Annotated in this window: 19 protein-coding genes, 1 tRNA gene and 1 other RNA gene; 4 read left to right on the top strand and 17 right to left on the bottom strand. The window is 48.3% G+C overall.

The window, feature by feature from the left end:
• Positions 1-143: 143 nt before the first annotated feature.
• Both N5910_RS02160 and ffs read right to left on the bottom strand, forming a co-directional pair.
• Positions 144-228: transfer RNA gene (locus N5910_RS02160), tRNA-Ser, on the bottom strand.
• 65 nt (positions 229-293) lie between these two features.
• Positions 294-609: signal recognition particle sRNA (gene ffs, locus N5910_RS02155), an RNA gene on the bottom strand.
• A gap of 213 nt (positions 610-822) precedes the next feature.
• Between ffs and N5910_RS02150 the strand changes: the two genes are divergently transcribed.
• Complete coding sequence (locus N5910_RS02150) at positions 823-1,785, top strand: inorganic phosphate transporter (protein WP_315901941.1); 963 nt, start codon at positions 823-825, stop codon at positions 1,783-1,785.
• Between the two features lie 112 nt (positions 1,786-1,897).
• On the opposite strand, the gene N5910_RS02145 is transcribed toward N5910_RS02150, so the two are convergent.
• The 7 genes from N5910_RS02145 to hdrC all read right to left on the bottom strand — a co-directional run bounded on the left by N5910_RS02145 (position 1,898) and on the right by hdrC (position 6,760).
• Positions 1,898-2,263: a CBS domain-containing protein gene (locus tag N5910_RS02145; RefSeq protein ID WP_074359707.1), complete on the bottom strand. Its 366-nt coding sequence runs from the start codon at positions 2,261-2,263 to the stop codon at positions 1,898-1,900.
• A 19-nt stretch (positions 2,264-2,282) separates the two neighbouring features.
• Positions 2,283-3,203 carry a 2-phosphoglycerate kinase gene (locus N5910_RS02140; protein WP_261599717.1) on the bottom strand — a complete coding sequence of 307 codons (921 nt, stop codon included), beginning with the start codon at positions 3,201-3,203 and terminating at the stop codon, positions 2,283-2,285.
• Positions 3,204-3,320: 117 nt separating this feature from the next.
• Positions 3,321-3,989 carry a metallophosphoesterase gene (locus N5910_RS02135; protein WP_074358535.1) on the bottom strand — a complete coding sequence of 223 codons (669 nt, stop codon included), beginning with the start codon at positions 3,987-3,989 and terminating at the stop codon, positions 3,321-3,323.
• A gap of 15 nt (positions 3,990-4,004) precedes the next feature.
• Positions 4,005-4,529: a DUF2096 domain-containing protein gene (locus N5910_RS02130; RefSeq protein WP_191216377.1), complete on the bottom strand. Its 525-nt coding sequence runs from the start codon at positions 4,527-4,529 to the stop codon at positions 4,005-4,007.
• On the bottom strand, positions 4,526-4,792 hold the full coding sequence (locus tag N5910_RS02125) for a DUF749 domain-containing protein (protein ID WP_074358533.1): 267 nt from the start codon (positions 4,790-4,792) through the stop codon (positions 4,526-4,528). Before N5910_RS02125 ends, N5910_RS02130 begins: the two co-directional genes overlap by 4 nt.
• 63 nt (positions 4,793-4,855) lie before the next feature.
• Entirely contained in the window at positions 4,856-5,764 is a 909-nt protein-coding gene (gene hdrB / locus N5910_RS02120; RefSeq protein ID WP_261599716.1) for a CoB--CoM heterodisulfide reductase subunit B, read from the bottom strand.
• A gap of 12 nt (positions 5,765-5,776) precedes the next feature.
• Positions 5,777-6,760, bottom strand: coding sequence for a CoB--CoM heterodisulfide reductase subunit C (gene hdrC / locus N5910_RS02115; RefSeq protein ID WP_261599715.1), 984 nt, complete (start codon positions 6,758-6,760; stop codon positions 5,777-5,779).
• A 170-nt stretch (positions 6,761-6,930) separates the two neighbouring features.
• Here hdrC and N5910_RS02110 point away from each other — a divergent pair, with 170 nt between their 5' ends.
• A complete protein-coding gene (locus N5910_RS02110) occupies positions 6,931-7,668 on the top strand; it encodes an archaeosine tRNA-ribosyltransferase (RefSeq protein WP_261599714.1) in 738 nt (245 codons plus the stop codon).
• A 72-nt stretch (positions 7,669-7,740) separates the two neighbouring features.
• Here the strand turns inward: N5910_RS02110 and N5910_RS02105 are convergent, their stop codons facing one another.
• Complete coding sequence (locus tag N5910_RS02105) at positions 7,741-8,301, bottom strand: class I SAM-dependent methyltransferase (RefSeq protein WP_074358529.1); 561 nt, start codon at positions 8,299-8,301, stop codon at positions 7,741-7,743.
• Positions 8,302-8,404: 103 nt separating this feature from the next.
• On the opposite strand from N5910_RS02105, the gene N5910_RS02100 reads away from it, so the two are divergent.
• Positions 8,405-8,602 (top strand): hypothetical protein, encoded by a 198-nt coding sequence (locus N5910_RS02100; RefSeq protein ID WP_191216376.1) that lies wholly within the window; start codon positions 8,405-8,407, stop codon positions 8,600-8,602.
• Positions 8,603-8,626: 24 nt separating this feature from the next.
• On the opposite strand, the gene dph5 is transcribed toward N5910_RS02100, so the two are convergent.
• Positions 8,627-9,421 (bottom strand): diphthine synthase, encoded by a 795-nt coding sequence (dph5, locus tag N5910_RS02095; RefSeq protein ID WP_074358528.1) that lies wholly within the window; start codon positions 9,419-9,421, stop codon positions 8,627-8,629.
• 398 nt (positions 9,422-9,819) lie between these two features.
• On the opposite strand from dph5, the gene N5910_RS02090 reads away from it, so the two are divergent.
• Positions 9,820-10,842: a class I SAM-dependent methyltransferase gene (locus N5910_RS02090; protein ID WP_074359706.1), complete on the top strand. Its 1,023-nt coding sequence runs from the start codon at positions 9,820-9,822 to the stop codon at positions 10,840-10,842.
• Positions 10,843-10,926: 84 nt separating this feature from the next.
• On the opposite strand, the gene mtnA is transcribed toward N5910_RS02090, so the two are convergent.
• From mtnA to N5910_RS02060, 6 genes are read right to left on the bottom strand one after another with little or no spacing between them, the layout of a single operon-like run.
• Complete coding sequence (gene mtnA / locus N5910_RS02085; RefSeq protein ID WP_074358527.1) at positions 10,927-11,856, bottom strand: S-methyl-5-thioribose-1-phosphate isomerase; 930 nt, start codon at positions 11,854-11,856, stop codon at positions 10,927-10,929.
• Positions 11,857-11,883: 27 nt separating this feature from the next.
• Entirely contained in the window at positions 11,884-12,753 is an 870-nt protein-coding gene (nifB, locus tag N5910_RS02080; protein ID WP_074358526.1) for a FeMo cofactor biosynthesis protein NifB, read from the bottom strand.
• Between the two features lie 57 nt (positions 12,754-12,810).
• A complete protein-coding gene (locus N5910_RS02075) occupies positions 12,811-13,371 on the bottom strand; it encodes a methanogenesis marker 17 protein (protein ID WP_084531139.1) in 561 nt (186 codons plus the stop codon).
• 3 nt (positions 13,372-13,374) lie between these two features.
• A complete protein-coding gene (locus N5910_RS02070) occupies positions 13,375-14,613 on the bottom strand; it encodes a methanogenesis marker 15 protein (protein WP_074358525.1) in 1,239 nt (412 codons plus the stop codon).
• Positions 14,606-15,052, bottom strand: a complete 447-nt coding sequence (locus tag N5910_RS02065; RefSeq protein WP_074358524.1) for a methanogenesis marker 5 protein — start codon at positions 15,050-15,052, stop codon at positions 14,606-14,608. Before N5910_RS02065 ends, N5910_RS02070 begins: the two co-directional genes overlap by 8 nt.
• Entirely contained in the window at positions 15,049-15,420 is a 372-nt protein-coding gene (locus N5910_RS02060; RefSeq protein WP_074359705.1) for a DUF2111 domain-containing protein, read from the bottom strand. The genes N5910_RS02065 and N5910_RS02060 overlap by 4 nt, the downstream gene beginning before the upstream one ends.
• Positions 15,421-15,422: the final 2 nt, after the last annotated feature.

Raw genomic sequence — 15,422 nt, 5'->3', positions numbered from 1 at the left:
ACAAAACCGAAAAAATTGCAAAACATGTCATGAGTCATATGATCATAAGTTTGAATCAAAAATTTCCCTGTTAGCCTTCATCAACTGAGAAGAAGTATCATCAGATAATTCAATTAATAATTCATGAAAATAATCAGATTAAACGCCGGGGACGGGATTTGAACCCGCGAGATCCAAAGGATCATTGGCTTAGCAGGCCAACGCCGTACCAGACTGGGCCACCCCGGCCTTGAGTTAATCTATCTGTGTTCCCTGTTATAAATTTTTCCTTCAATAAATAGTTTGCCCTTAATGAATGGGCACGTCCAGGGGTTGACTGGCCTTCCATTCGCCGGTGATCCTGAAGACCAGCTCCACCCCGTTAATCCACAAGCATCGGCTGTCCATGGTAGAGCTGCTCCTTTCCAGGCCTGACCCGTTCCCATGGCTAAGATGGTTTACCCTGACCCTCCAGTCAGGGCCCCATCACCACCAATCCTGTGGGACGAGGCTTCGACACCAGCCTCCAGGGCCGGCGAACGGTTAGCCAGCCGTCCCCTGAACTTCGACCGCGCCGTATAGGGGATTTGCGCTTACAGAGGACCCCTAACCCTCCAGTCTAGCCCATTCTATTCATTGGATAAACTGGTATTTTAATGTTTCCCTGGTAAAGACAATCATATGAACAATATCAGCCACCTAAAAGAGACTTGACTGATGAGATATGTAATTTTAATCCTTAAACAGAACCAATAGTTCAGTGTACTTCCAGTAACAGCACATCCCTCATCCATGAGAACAGAATTATAATACGGGATCCAATAATAATTTATGGATACCTTGATGATCATAAGTGTTGTTTTAAGTCTTTACATGGCATTCAACCTTGCTGCAAATGATATAGGTAACTCTGTGGGTACCGCTGTGGGGAGCGGCTCCCTGAAAATGAGAAGGGCTCTCCTGATTGGTGGCATATTTGTCCTTATAGGTGCCCTCTTCTTTGGAGGTAATGTAATAAAGACAATCAGTGAGGGGATAATTCCCGCTGGCCTTTTCAGTGCACGTGCAGCCCTTGTGGTTGTCTTAACCTCTTCGATCTGGATAACCTTCACGTTAATGAAAAAAATACCGGTTTCAGGTTCTGATGCCATTGTGAGCTCAGTCCTTGGAACCGGGATAGCGAGTATTGGGCTAAGCAACATCAGGGTTGATGTCCTTGGATTCATAGTTCTAAGCTGGGTTTTATCTCCCATCCTGGGTTTTTTATCAGGATTTATAATCTATTATTCTCTTAGAACCATTTTACTTAAACCCGCCAATAATATCGGCTTCAGGGATCGTCTTGAAAAGGTCTTTTCGTATCTGCAGATTTTCAGCTCAGCGTTCTCAGCCCTTAACCTCGGCGCCCTTGACATAGCCGTTGCAACGGGTGTGGTATTTGCAGCTGGAGGTTTCGGTGGAAATGAAATCCGTTTGCTGGGTGCTGCAGGCCTCCTGACCGGGATACTCATTGCAGGTAATCGGGTTACAGAAACAGTTGGGAGAAGAATAACCGATCTTACACCCAGCAGGGGCTTCTCAGCCCAGATGGCTGCAGCTACTGTTGTATATTTATTTCTGGGTTATGGTATGCCCATATCCCCCACGCAGACCCTCGTTGGATCCGTGATAGGTGTTGGGATTGCCCATGGAACATCAACCGTCAAATATGATGTTATAAAGGATATAGCCTATACCTGGATCGTAACCATACCTGTATGCCTTGTTATGGCAGCGGCCATCTATACACTGACAGGTATCCTATGATACCCTCCTAAGGGAAGGCAGTCAAGTTAAGGACCACGAAGACCGATACAGGTATCCTCTGATACCATCTCAAGGATCATGCACCGTACCATGATCCCTCAAAACCAGGGAATCATATATCTCTGAGGGCCCTTATTATGTCCCCATCAGAGATGATGCCCATCATTTTTCCATCCTTTACCACAACAAGCTGGTTGATGATACCATCATCAGCGTATTCATTCATTTTTTCAATGGCATCTGCAAGGGTTTCTGATGGCTCCACAGTCGCAACATCCTTAACCATAACCTCACCGACTGTTGTTCCAAGTTCATAGTTGTCAAGTATGAGGTTATGGCCGAGATCCGATGCCGTGACAATCCCAACAAGCTCATCATCCTCAATTACTGGAAGTGCACTTATCCTGTGCTTCATCAGTTTTTCGAATGCGAACACGACATCTTCAGATGGTTCGACAGTTATAACATCATCTGTCATCACTTCTCCAATACTAATCTCATTCAGTTTCTTCAGCAACCTCTCTGCCTCCTTTAACACTGGTTTTTGTGAGTGATTTTATGATCGAATCAATCGTCGTAACAACATCTATGTTTTCGATGACAGGCACATTGTGTTTCTTTGCCTGACTCTCAATGTATCTGTGGATTCTTCTAATGGCCCAGAAGTAACTTATATACCTCTTCAAGGGCCTCCTGGCCCACATCTGCCTGCAGCGGGAATAGAATCTGCCCTTATGTATGTTCTCATCCGAAACTGTCAGGACAAACATTGCAACGTTTTCCTTGTTAACAAGATCCTCCCTTATGAAACCGGGCACTATGTGGACTCCTTCAATAACTATGCTTATGCCCTCTGTAAGGGCCCTCTCAATTACAGCCTCAACACCTATACTTACACTGTCAACATGGTCCCTGAAGCCTATGAGCACCTCGTCCAGTTCGGGTGGTGGGGGTATGCGCAGGGACTGGTATGCCGTGTAGCTGGATTCATAGATTGATGGGAGAAGTTCCCTTGAGACTATCTTACGCATAACCTCCCTTATCATGTCGGTACTTGTCATGTTCCTTATGCCAAGACGGTTTGCCACCTCAAAGGCGATGGATGATGTTCCAACACCTGAAGCACCGCCTATAAGTATTATGAGGGGCTCCTTGCACTGTCTTATCCGTCTCCAGAGCATGTATTTCTCTGCGACCTCAGGGTCCTCCTCCTTGAGGTGCCTTGATACAACCTCAACGAGTTCATCTATTGTGATAAGATCGACCTTCTTCTTTTTAAGGTGAGCCTCTATCATTGAAGCGAAGGTGTATGCCTTGTTGGGATCCATTTCTGCTCTGGTCAGTGAACGTGCCAGCACACCCTTTGAGAAGGGTTCTGTGTATTTTTTTCCGCTTACCTCTCCCTGAACCATTATCATTTTTACTCACCTCAAAAAGAGTCCGGTAATAATCTGAAATCAGAGTTTTATATATTTAACTGGACTTAAGGTTGCATCTTTAGAGGGACCTTCAACCCCTGCCATGGTTCTATACATTTAACTGGACTTAAGGTCCAGGATTTCGGCCGTCACAGAGCCGTCTTCTGAAATTTCAATAAGGGCTGCTCTTCCATCTGAGAGCTGTCCCGGGTTTACGATGACCGTCCTCCCAATTCTGTCCACCCCTGGAGATTCATGTATATGTCCGCAGATATTGACACATGGCTCATGTTTTTCTATTATATTCCGTACAGCGGTGCTTCCCACGTTATCGCCTGATGGTATCCTGTCAACTTCCGTGGCGTGGGGTGGTGCATGGGTTACAAGTATGGAGATCTCATCATTCATGCCGGGCAGGAGGTTATCCAGCTCCCTCTGGATCTCATCCTCACTGAATTCAAAGGGTGTGTTGAATGGTGTGGGATTGGATCCCCCGAGACCGCAGATCCTCATGTTCTTTATGTTAAGAGCCCTTGCATGGAGGTTAAGGGCCTTTGAATTTTCTATCTTCTCCAGGGTGCCGTGGGGATCACAGTTCCCTGGCACTGCCAGAACCGGTATATTGTGGGATGCCAGGTCATTAAGCAGTTCCTCAACAAGTTCGGAAGGCCCGAAGTTTGTTATGTCCCCTGCAACGACTATCAGGTCCACCCTGTTGTTTCTGAGGTACCTGTGGAGTTCCGGGATTCCTGAGCCATGGAGATCACTAACAGCAAGGATTTTCATTTGAATTCCCTCCTTTTATTCCCTGAAAAAGGAGCCTATCTCTTTCAAACCCTTCTTTATATCCTCTGAATCGCCGTAAACAGCTATGAGGTCATCTTCTTCAAATTCTATTATCAGGCTGTGGGTTTCGGCGATGTCCTGAACCCTGTCTTCTGCAAGGGGTTCCTTAAGATGTACCCTTGCTGCTGCAAATCCTGGTGGAGCACCCACAATGAACCTGGATTTTGTTTCGGGTGGTTTATGGACTTCCTCTCCGCGCGCGGCTCTCTTCAATTTTTCAATCCATTCCCCTGGATAGTCAGGATCAAGGTTCTCGGCAAGGTCAAGGAGCTCTTCTTGAATTGAGTTCAGCATGTCATTTATCCTTTTAAGCTCCTTAATCATTTCAGGGTTTTCTGTGTCTGTCTTGTAAAAGTTTATTGATGTCCTGACAAGTCTTATGTCCTCTGTTACAGATACCGGGACTTCCACGTCCCTCTTTCTCAGGTCAGTTAAAAGTTCAACAAGCACAAACCATGTCTGTTCAACAGGGAGTGTCATAGGTGTCCTTCCAGAATTTTTAGGGTTGTGTGGTTTATCTTAGCACCTGCTTCTTCAAGTTCCCGGCGAATTTCATCTACGCTGCTGTATGAGTCCAAGAAGAGTACATGATTACTCTGGGTGCCCTTTATGGATATTATGGCTATCTCATCGTCATCTGATAACTTCTTTTTTTCAAGGCCTGCCTTATAGTCCACAAACGGGCGGAATTCTTCAGGAAGATCCTTCAGGGTGAATATTCCCTTTAAGGTAGCTATAAACAAAAAAACACCTCAAAAAATTTATTTACGGGAGATGGTGCTCCCTCTAAAAATGAATAAACTGGTTTATCCGCTTCCAGGTGCAAGGCGGTCGAGTTCCTCTAGTTTTTCAAGGCACTCGTCTACACATACCTGGTGTGCGTCAACCACAAGGTCCTCCTTCGGAAGACCCATTGCAAGTCCAAGGAGCTGTGCCAGGTGAAGCACGGGGATGTCGAATTCTTCGCCGAATTTGTCCTTGATTTCCATCTGTCCAACGTCAAACTGTAGGTGGCAGAATGGGCAGACGTTCACTATGGCGTCGACACCTGCTTCCTTCATGTTGGTGAGTTTTTCCCTTGTGAAGTCAAGGGCAACGTCAAGGTCCCTTGATCTTACTCCACCACCGGCACCGCAGCACATCATCTTGTCTTTGTAGTCAACGGATTTTGCGCCGGTAACCTCGACGATTTCATCGAGGATTGTTGGTCTTTCAGGGTTGTCTATGTTTATTTCGTCGCTTGGTTTGAGGAAGTGGCATCCGTAGTGCACTGCCACGTTAAGGTTGAGTGGTTTTTCAACTATCTCTGCGAGTTTGTCAAGGCCCACATCGTTGTAGAGGACTTCTGCAAGGTGTCTTACGTTGACTTCGCCCTTGTATTCCCTTCCTGCTTCTTTGAGGATCTCGTTGATCTTTGCCTTCATTTCCTCGTCTTCTTTGAGGAGGTGGTTTGTTTCGAAGAGTGAACCGAAGCATCCGTTACATTCTGTCATGATGTCCATGCCCATGTCTTCGGCGATTGTTATGTTCCTTGCTGCTATTGCAGCCCATGTGGTCTTGTCGAATGACCCGAATACACCGGGTGCCGGGCAGCAGGATGCTCCTTCCATGTCCTTGAGTTCTATTCCGAGTTTTTCAAACAGCACCCTTGTTGCCTTTTCAATTCCAGGGTACCTGTTGTTCATGATACATCCTAAAAAGTATGCGATTTCCATTTCAATGCCTCCTTATTCAAGTTCACCTGTTTCCCAGTTGTATCCTATTAACTGGTCAAAGCCTGTTGCCTTGATGATCTTCTGGACCTCTTCGAGGGCTTCAGGGAACTGATGTGTTGTTGGTGGTAGTTCTCCAAGACCAACAGCCTTCCTTAATTCCATTGTGGCATCGTTTATTGGCACGCCGTGACCTGTTTTTATAACGAAGGATCCGACTGCCTTGTGGGCCGGTGCCATGAATCCTGCCTTAGCTGCCTCGTTCCTTGCAAGTTTCACGACGTCCACGATTTTAACCTTACGGGGACATCTTTCCTGGCAGGAGTAGCAGGTTGTGCACATCCAGAGTGTTGGGTCTGCTATTATTTCATCCTTTAATCCCACGTTTGCCTTTCTTATTATCTGACGCACCCTGTAGGGTGTTCTCCTTCCGGATGGGCAGGATCCTGTGCAGGTACCGCACTGGAAACAGTATTCAAGGCTGTCTCCACCGGCTTCCTTTATTTTTTCAGAGAATTCCTTGTCAATATTACCCTTTCTGATTATGTTTTCTTCTCGCTCTAGTAGGGTCATTATACCACTCCTTTCACCTTTATCCTCTTCCTCTGATTCATCCTCAGAAGTTTCTGATTCATCTTCAGAAGAGGGTTCGTCCTCAACAATCTCCTCGGTTTCATCGAAGGTTCCTTCAGTTTCTTCAGACTTAACATCCTCACCTGCAGACTCCTCTGATTCATGAACATCAGCAGCCCCTGAAGGCTCAGCAGCCACCTCTGGTTCCTGAACATCAGCAGCCCCTGAAGGTTCCTGAACACCAGGAACATCGACTGCGTCATCTACGGGTTCTGCAGGTTCCGGAGGTTTTTCTGAAGTTTTTTCAGGTTGAGGTTTTTCACTTTTCTCAGCTGGTTCGGTTGTAGTCTCAGTCTTCTCTGCTTCACTGTCCTCTTCCTTCTTTTCACCCATCAGGATTTCTTTTAGGCGCTTTAGAACTGACATTGTTTCTCACCCTGAAAGATCGCTGGTTTGTTAAACCTCAGATTTTTCTTATTAGACTGTGACCCTTATGGATATATAAAGATTCCTAAAAATTGCCAAAGTGTAACCTTTTAGGTGACACAAATGGTTAGTAATTCCGCAGACTAACCTAATCAGCAGACGGTGTTAAGATGAAGGTTGATGACTACCAGATAAAAATCCATGATGGACCTGCAAGGTACGGGATGGTCGGAGGTGCGGAGACACCCCTCCTCCTTAAACATGAAGAGATGGAAATTGCAGAATATGAGACACTCCCCTACAGCATCCCCCGGGAGCTTGCAGAATGGGGTGTTGCCGAAACCCTGAGGATGGCTTCAGGCTCAGATGCAGAATATGCATTCATCCATGGCTCAATGTACAGGGACCTCAGGGTAAAATGTGCCCTTGAACTTGAAGATCTTGATTTCAGGAGACTCATAGTGGCAAACATGGATGAACTTCTGCAGAGGCCCAGGGACCTCGTTGAAACTGTCACATCACTCCGTGAGGCCCTTAAACCCGACACACTCCTCTGTTCAACATTTTCACACCCTGCATTCATTCCCCTCCTTGCCTACATGGGGATGGATATATTCTCCGATGCCCTGGCAGAGTTCTACGGAAGGTTAAACGTGTTCCTTACAGAGACACATACCTACCCCCTCAATGAGTACCGTTTATATGAAATGGGCGCTGAAGAACTTGTGGAGGAGAACAGGAGGACCCTTAACCTTGTCATTAGAGAGGTCCGTGAACGTATAAAGAAGGGGACCCTGAGGAACCTTGTTGAGGAGCGCGCCGCATCATCCCCTGTGAACATGTCAGCCCTCAGGATACTTGACCATGAAAAACAGGATTTTCTCCAGAAATACACCCAGCTCTACTGAATTATCCTGAAAAAATCCCTGAGGCCCCACCCACCGTCCGAAAAAATACACCCGGCTCTACTGAGATCATCCTCAGGGAACAGGCGATGCAATGATCATGTAATGGTAGGGGCCCGCATCAAGGACATCACGTACATTGAATCCATGCTCCTCAAGTATCTCCCTGACCCGGTCCTCAGATAGCCTTATATCCATAGGGGGTCCTGGAGTATCGGGTATCCTCTTGAAGTCAACGATTGCAAGTTTACCATCCCCCCTGAGGAGCCTCCTTATCTCAGCCATGAGGGGTTCGACCTCATCATTGGCCACCGTACCATGGAAGACATTTGCCATGAAGTAGAGGTCAACCGTTGAATCATCAATGGGCATTTTCCGGGTTATATCAGCAACTAGAGGTGTTATATTCGTCCTGTCCCCTATCCTGGCCTTAAGTTTCTCAACTGATTCAGGGTAGATGTCAACTGCAATGACCATCCCTCCGTCACCAACCACCCCTGATGCCTCAATTGAAATGAATCCATCTCCACAGCCAGCATCAAGGAAGGTGTCTCCACTTCCAAGTGGCAGGAGCTTCATAAGATCCTCTGCATCAATAAGGTCCCTTGTTGATTTTCCTGCATGGACATGGCCCATTACTTCACCTCCCCTAAGTTTATACCCTGTATCATGGGACTCCCTGTGAATCCCCTGAAGGATATATAGGGAGGGAGAGAGATATAATACTGTGGTGTTTTTTATGATTGATAAGATGGAGCTCACCATGACAAATGGAACGGTTCATCACTTCAGGAGGGGTGAATTCGGGGTGGAGGCCATAATGGTTGATAAGGATAAATGCTTCATAAAGGTTAGTTTTAAAGAGAGAGAATTCGGAAAAAGGGAGATGATCATACCCCTCCAGAATGTTGAAAAATGCGACTACATCATCAAATAATTGAAATAAGGGGTTCGCTGGTGTTTAAAGTATCATCCCCTTAACAAGATCCTCGGGGGCTCCCGCAACCTCCACCAGGTACTCTGCCTCCACGAAGTGAAGTCCCGCCGGGATAACAAGGCAGTGGAGAGGATCCCCTAAGTCCTCATCAATGAGGTCCATTATACGGTCAGCCCTCACAAGAGGTTCCTCTGAACCAGCCCTTGCAATTACAACTGCAAGGGTGTCCCCCCCGATGGTGTCATCATCCAGTTCCCCTGATGCCTTCATCAGATAACTGAGGCCCTCATTTGCAGTCATGTACCTCTCCCTGTGGGCCTGTATATCCAGGAGGACAAGGGAATGGGAGCTGTTTTCAAGGTTAGCCCTGATGTTAAGGTAGGGGGAGAGGGGGAAGTAGTTATCCTCTGTGAAGGGTATGGTTATTATCCTCCCGAACTTGTAGGCCTGGAGCCCTGCAAGGCCTGGTGCTGCTGAGATTATCGATGATGAATGGATCACCCTTGTCTCAATACCCCTCCTCCTGGCATCCACCAGAATCTCCGTGTGTGTTGTGGCAATCAGGGGGTCCCCGGGGACAAGGAGGGCTACATCAACCTCCTCAGCCCTCTGAAGGGGTACCCTGTCCTCCTCAACCTCTTCCCTCCTCAGGACCCTTACATCCTTCCCTGTTAATCTTTCAATCGCCGAGAGGCTGGAGCCCTGAAGCATTGCAGTGTAAAATTCTGCGTAGACCTCATGGCAGCCTTTAACTGCTTCAAGTCCCTTCAGCGATATGTCCCTTTCATCGTAAAGTCCAAGTCCAATTATGTAGAGCATATATAAGACCTCTCATGATGGTGTAAGTAAATTTAACCCAAACAGCGGCAGATCTCCTTCCAAGGGGGAGCCGAAAATTTTTACATCAGTTATAATAGTAAATGTACTGATATATTATCCTTGCAGTAACCGGGCGGGTATGGAGAACACTGAACCTCAGGTAATTTTACAGCCTTTCCATACTTACAGCACCGGGAGTATGGGAAAACACTGAACCCAAAAAGGTCCCCTGCAGTTCCTGCAGATGGTGAATATCAGCAGACAGACAGCATCAGCCCCCCCTTAAGTTAAACAGGGGGTTAAAGGGGCTGCGGGAAGATTCATGGGGGCCAGAAAGCCATGGTTTTCCCGTGATCATACCGAAATTAGAGGCAATAAGCGAGAGGGAAGTTCTCATTATGAAGGGATTGAAGGTTCCGAAGAAGATGGCCAATGAAATAATAAAGCTTCTTGTTGAATCATCGGTGATTAACCGGGACTACAGGATCAGGAGGGATGATGAACACGTCTACATACCCATCCTGGAAGATGCCGATGTCCCTGAAATTGATGGTGTGACAGTCATAGATGATTCCTTTGATGAAAGTAAAAGGTCGCCGAGGAGTTTTATTGACATACTCAGGGATGAAATTCCAGCTGAACTCCTTGAATCCATAAGGAGGTCCTTTGATATCATAGGGGATGTTGTGATCGTTGAGATACCCTATGAACTTGAGGATTACAGGTTCAGAATCGGGGAGGCCGTGCTTGAGTTCACAGGGAGAAGGGCCGTTTACATGAAGAGGGGGAGTGTAAGCGGCGTTGTGAGGACAAGGGAACTTGAGCTCATCGCAGGGGAGCCTGTATCCGAGACTGTCCACAGGGAGTACGGTAGCAGGATCCTTGTTGATGTCAAGAAGGTTTATTTCAGTCCCAGGCTGGCCAATGAAAGGGAGATTGTGGCGGGTCAGGTCAGGGATGGTGAAGTTGTCCTTGACATGTTTGCAGGGGCGGGGCCCTTTGCCGTTGCCATTACAAGGCACGGAAGGGCCTCAAAGGTGTATGCTGTAGACATAAACCCTGACGCGGTCCATTACATCAGAAAGAACGCGGAGATCAACCCCGGAGGGGACCGTATAGTTGCCATTGAGGGTGACGTCAGGGAGTTCCTGAGGGGAAGGGAGTCCTTCGCAGACCACGTTATCATGAACCTCCCCGGGACGGCCTGCGAGTTCCTTGATGATGCCGTGAGGGCTGTGAAGGATGGCGGGATAATACATTACTATGAATTCGCACGGGACTTTGAAACTCCCATGAAGCGTCTCAGTAAGGCCGCTGAACCCTTCAGTGTGGAATTTATTGATAAAAGAAGGGTGAAGTCAAGAAGCCCGGGGGTATGGCATATGGGAATTGATGCCAGAATAAAGAAAACTGAGAAATGAAAACACCATACAGGGATTAATTAAAAGATGGAGAAATAAAACCCCAACACAGGGAATTGATGCAAATAAAGAAGAGAAAGACCACTATAATGGATCAATAATACCATTCTCTGTTATTATCCCGGTTATGAGGTCTGATGGGACTATGTCAAAGGCCGGGTTGATGGCCCTGGTGCCCTGTGGCGCGATCCTGCAGCCGCCATAATACAGGACCTCTGAGGGATCCCTCTCCTCTATCTCAACATCGTAGATGGAATTTTCCCTGTCAAAGGTGCTGAGGGGTGCTGCAACATAGAAAGGAACCTCGAAGCGTTTTGCTGCAAGGGCGACCATCAGGGATCCTATTTTATTCGCCACCCCGCCGGTGGCAACACGATCAGCACCTATTATGACCTTGTCTATCCTTCCTGTCTGCATGAGGTACCCTGCAGCGACATCAGCAATGAGCCTGACGGGTATGCCCTCCTGCTGCATCTCCCAGACACTTAAACGTGCTCCCTGTCCAACGGGGCGTGTTTCATCACATATTACGGTTATATTCTTTCCCTGATCCCTTGCAGCCCTGACAACGCCCAGTGCTGTCCCGTAATCAACACAGGCAAGTGCACCTGCATTGCAGTGTGTCAGGATGGTGTCACCGTCATCAATGACCCCTGCTCCGTGTCTTCCTATTGCCATGTTCGTCTCCACATCCTCCCTGTACATCCTTAGGGCCTCCTCAAGGGGGGATTCAGAGTTCATGGCACGGTCAACAGCCCAGAACAGGTTGACTGCTGTTGGACGGGACGCCTTTATCTCATCTGCGGCCCTGGCGGTATCTTCTCCTGCCAGGTGGGCAAGTGCAACCCCAAAGGCTGCTGAAACACCGATGGCTGGAGCGCCCCTCACCACCATCTCCTTTATTGCGTATATCACGTCCCTGTACGTCCTGCATTCGAAGTATTCAAGGGAATCCGGGAGTTTTCTCTGATCTATAAGTACAAGCTTTCCGTCCTTCCATTCAAGGGTCTTCACCGTTACTCACCCAGGGGCTTCAATTTATCAGTAGTGGCTTGCTGGTGTCATGTCAAGGTGTTTGTCCGCGCCCTTTTTGCCGGGTATTCCATAGGCATCTGCACGGCACTGTGTGCAGGCCCGGAAGACGGGTATTATCTTCTCAACCTCTCCCCTGACCCTTTCAATCTGTTCACAGGTGGGTCTCGGGTAGTCCTTCATCTCCCCCATGGGTATGAGGGGTATTATGTTCATGAGGGATGCTCCCCTCCTTTTAACCTCCCTTGCAATGTCAACTATGTGTTCATCGTTGAGGCCTGGTATGAGGACGCTGTTGACCTTAACTATTACTCCCCTTTCGGCGAGTTTTTCAATACCCTCAAGCTGGTTCCTTGAGAGTACCTCAAAGGCTTCCCTTCCACGGTAGACCTTACCCCCGTAGATGACGAAGGAGTAGATCTTCTCGCCTATTTCAGGGTCAACCGCATTCACGGTTACCGTGACCGTGTTAACCCCCATCTCGGCAATTTCATCTGCCTTGTCAGGTAAAAGCAGCCCGTTCGTGCTCATACATTTAAGGAGGTCGGGGAACTCCTTGCTGGCCTTCTTGAAGAACTCGAAGGTTTCTTCATTTGCAAGGGCATCACCTGGCCCGGCAACCCCAATCACACTGATTGGCATCTCTGATCTGACCTTCTTTACATGTTCCACCGCGTCATCAGCCGTCATTACCCTTGCAGCGACGCCGGGGCGCATTTCACACTCATTTATGTCCCTTGTGCAGAATTTGCAGTGTATGTTACAGCGTGGAGCGATTGGCAGGTGGATTCTACCCACCTTATCATGTATTTTTTCATTGAAGCAGGGGTGAGCCTTTGTTATATGGGCAAACCTTGTCTGTCTCGGATTTGCGGGCATTAGGGGTGCCTCCTGATAGGTTTTACTGATATCATAATCTTCACCTTTTCGAGAAGTTCAGCTTCTCATATCCTTAATTATCTCCCTGGCCTTCATTATCCATTCATCCCTTATTGTCTCATCGGTGCATACCATGGCGATTATGCCATCCTCTGAGAGGTCCCTTATAACACGGAATCCCTCAGGTATTATCCGGAATATGGCGTCGTAGACCTTCTTGCGGAGGTTCATGGAGGGGTCATGGATTATCATGCCGCTTATATCTGATACAGGATCCTCAACCACAACCTCAAACCTTGATGGCTGGCGGACCCTTCCACGACCCTGTGTCTCCCATAACTTCTCCAGGAGCTCCGGCAGATATGTTTCATCCTTTATTCTCAGGTGAATTGCCCCTGTGGCTTTATCGGTTTCTGGTTCAGCCATGTCCTCAAGGTATACGGGTTCGGATGCCCTCTGGGTTTTAACCGCTATTATGAAGACGGGTCCCCTTGGATCCGCCCACACCCTGAGATCCTCCACTGACCTTACAAGCTGAAGGTCCTGGAGCACCTGTCTGGCGATTATTTCATAGACCGCAGCACCCTCGGGGTCATAACACTCAACCTTTATTCCCATCTGCTACCCCTCACCGGCTCCTCTCATTCCTGAAACAAGGAGGGCTGCGCCAACTGCTCCGATGTGCTGTGAGTACGGCGGTACTATCACATCGATCCCGCCGAGGATTTCGCTGACTGCACTTACAAGGCCCTCTATGAGGGATGTTCCTCCAACCTGTATGAGGGGTTCCCTCACGTCTATCTCCTGGAGCTGCTGCTCATAGACCTGTTCCGCCACAGAGTGGCATGCTGCAGCTGCGGCGTCCTCCCTTGATGTTCCTGCTGCCAGGGCCGTTACAAGGTCCTGTATACCGAATACTATACAGTAACTGTTAAGGAGGGCCTTCTTGTAGTCCCCCTTCATGGCCAGGCTTCCAAGTTCATCGATTTCAACCCCGAGCCTCCTGGCGGTTATCTCAAGGAAACGGCCCGATGCACCTGCACAGATACCTCCCATGGTGAAGTTGTCGGGTATGCCATCGTTGACCGTTATGACCTTATTGTCCATCCCACCTATGTCAAGGACCGTTGCCTCACCCTTCTGGTGGTCTGCAAGGAACACTGCCCCCTTTGAGTTAACACTGAGTTCCTCCTGTATGAGGTCTGCATTGTAGTGCTTTCCTATTGTGAGCCTCCCGTAGCCTGTGACGCCTATCCCTTCAAGGTCCTTCATCTGATAACCTGTTCCTGTCAGGGCCTCCTCTATTCCCTTCTCTGCTGACCCCAGCACATCCGTTGTTGGAACCCATCCGGTGCCTATAACCTCATTGTCCTCCATGAGGACCACCTTGGTTGTGGTTGAACCCGAGTCAATGCCCAGGGTCAGGCCCTCCTGTTTTTCCCTTGCAAGTATGCTCTTCCTTGCAACTATTGTTGCCAGTGCCTCCATTCGTATGAACAGCTCATCGGCCTTTGTCCGTTCTGTGAATGAATAGGTTACGACGGGCAGTCTCGTGTTCTGCTGTATGAATCTCCTTATCTCGTTCCTGACAAGGGCCCCCTCAGCGCATCTGAAACAGGTTGCTATGAAGACCGCGTCTGCATCTGTTTTACCCTCCACAAGGGACATCGCCCTTGCTATCATGAGTCTTATGCTTGAACTGGCGCAGTTGAATCCGAACTTTTCATAGGCCTCGTCTATGTAATCAAGGTCAGCCTCGGGGATCACTATCTCGGCGCCGAAGGTGCTTGCCGCCTTCTCTATTTCCTTCTGAACACCACTGTAGTCGGTTCCGCATGATATCTGGGCTATTTTAACCATTTTTAGCCTCCAGTTCATCAAGGAATTTGTTTATCCTGTTAACGACCTCTATCGTCTCCTCACGTGTTGTGGGATACTTGAGTTCGAGGGTTGGTATCCCCTTCTTACGCAGGTGGAAGACGCATAATTCATTGGTCCGTGCGCATCCGATGCATCCGAACCCGAAGGGTGCTTCCTCCATTATTATGGCTGCGTCTGCCTCCTCAATGAGCGGTCCGAAGATTGACATCCTCCCCCTGACTCCTGAGGGGACCTCTATGGCGGCGTACTTCAGGCCCTTTATGGGGTCCTCCTCTGTTATGTTGAAGGGTGGTGAATCTATCTCCGGATCGGTGACCTTCTTTTTTATCTCCTTCTGGATCACCAGGGGCTCATGTCCCCTTCTCTCAACAAGATCAGCCAGTATGAGTGAATTTGGTGGGAATATGGCTATCTTCAATAGAACTCCCCCCTGTCAACATCCTCGGGTCTTCTGGCTATTTCAACCATGTCTGTGAAGAGGCCCTTGGTGACGTCCACTATGCCTACGGCGCAGATCACCTCACCCTTCTCCTTGAGGGGGACCACGATCACTGGTGTGCCTTTGTAGGGGCCGCTTTCAGGTGTCTCACGTGCTATTTCCCCTGATTCAAGGACCTTTTCAAGGACTGGTCCGGTGTAGCTGTCATCCACCACCTTACCGTCCTCTATTCTGAGTCCAGGGGAATTTTTACTCCTTATTGTGAGGGGGAGGCGATTTACGAGTTCATGTATGCACATTCCAAGGTCCCTCAGTTCATCTCCACCTGATGATGCTGTTATTTTCATTT

It is taken from the genome of Methanothermobacter wolfeii (assembly GCF_025397995.1).
Lineage (GTDB): Archaea > Methanobacteriota > Methanobacteria > Methanobacteriales > Methanothermobacteraceae > Methanothermobacter > Methanothermobacter wolfei.
The sequence above is the reverse complement of the archived record's forward strand: the minus strand, read 5'-3'. Positions and strand labels throughout refer to the sequence as shown.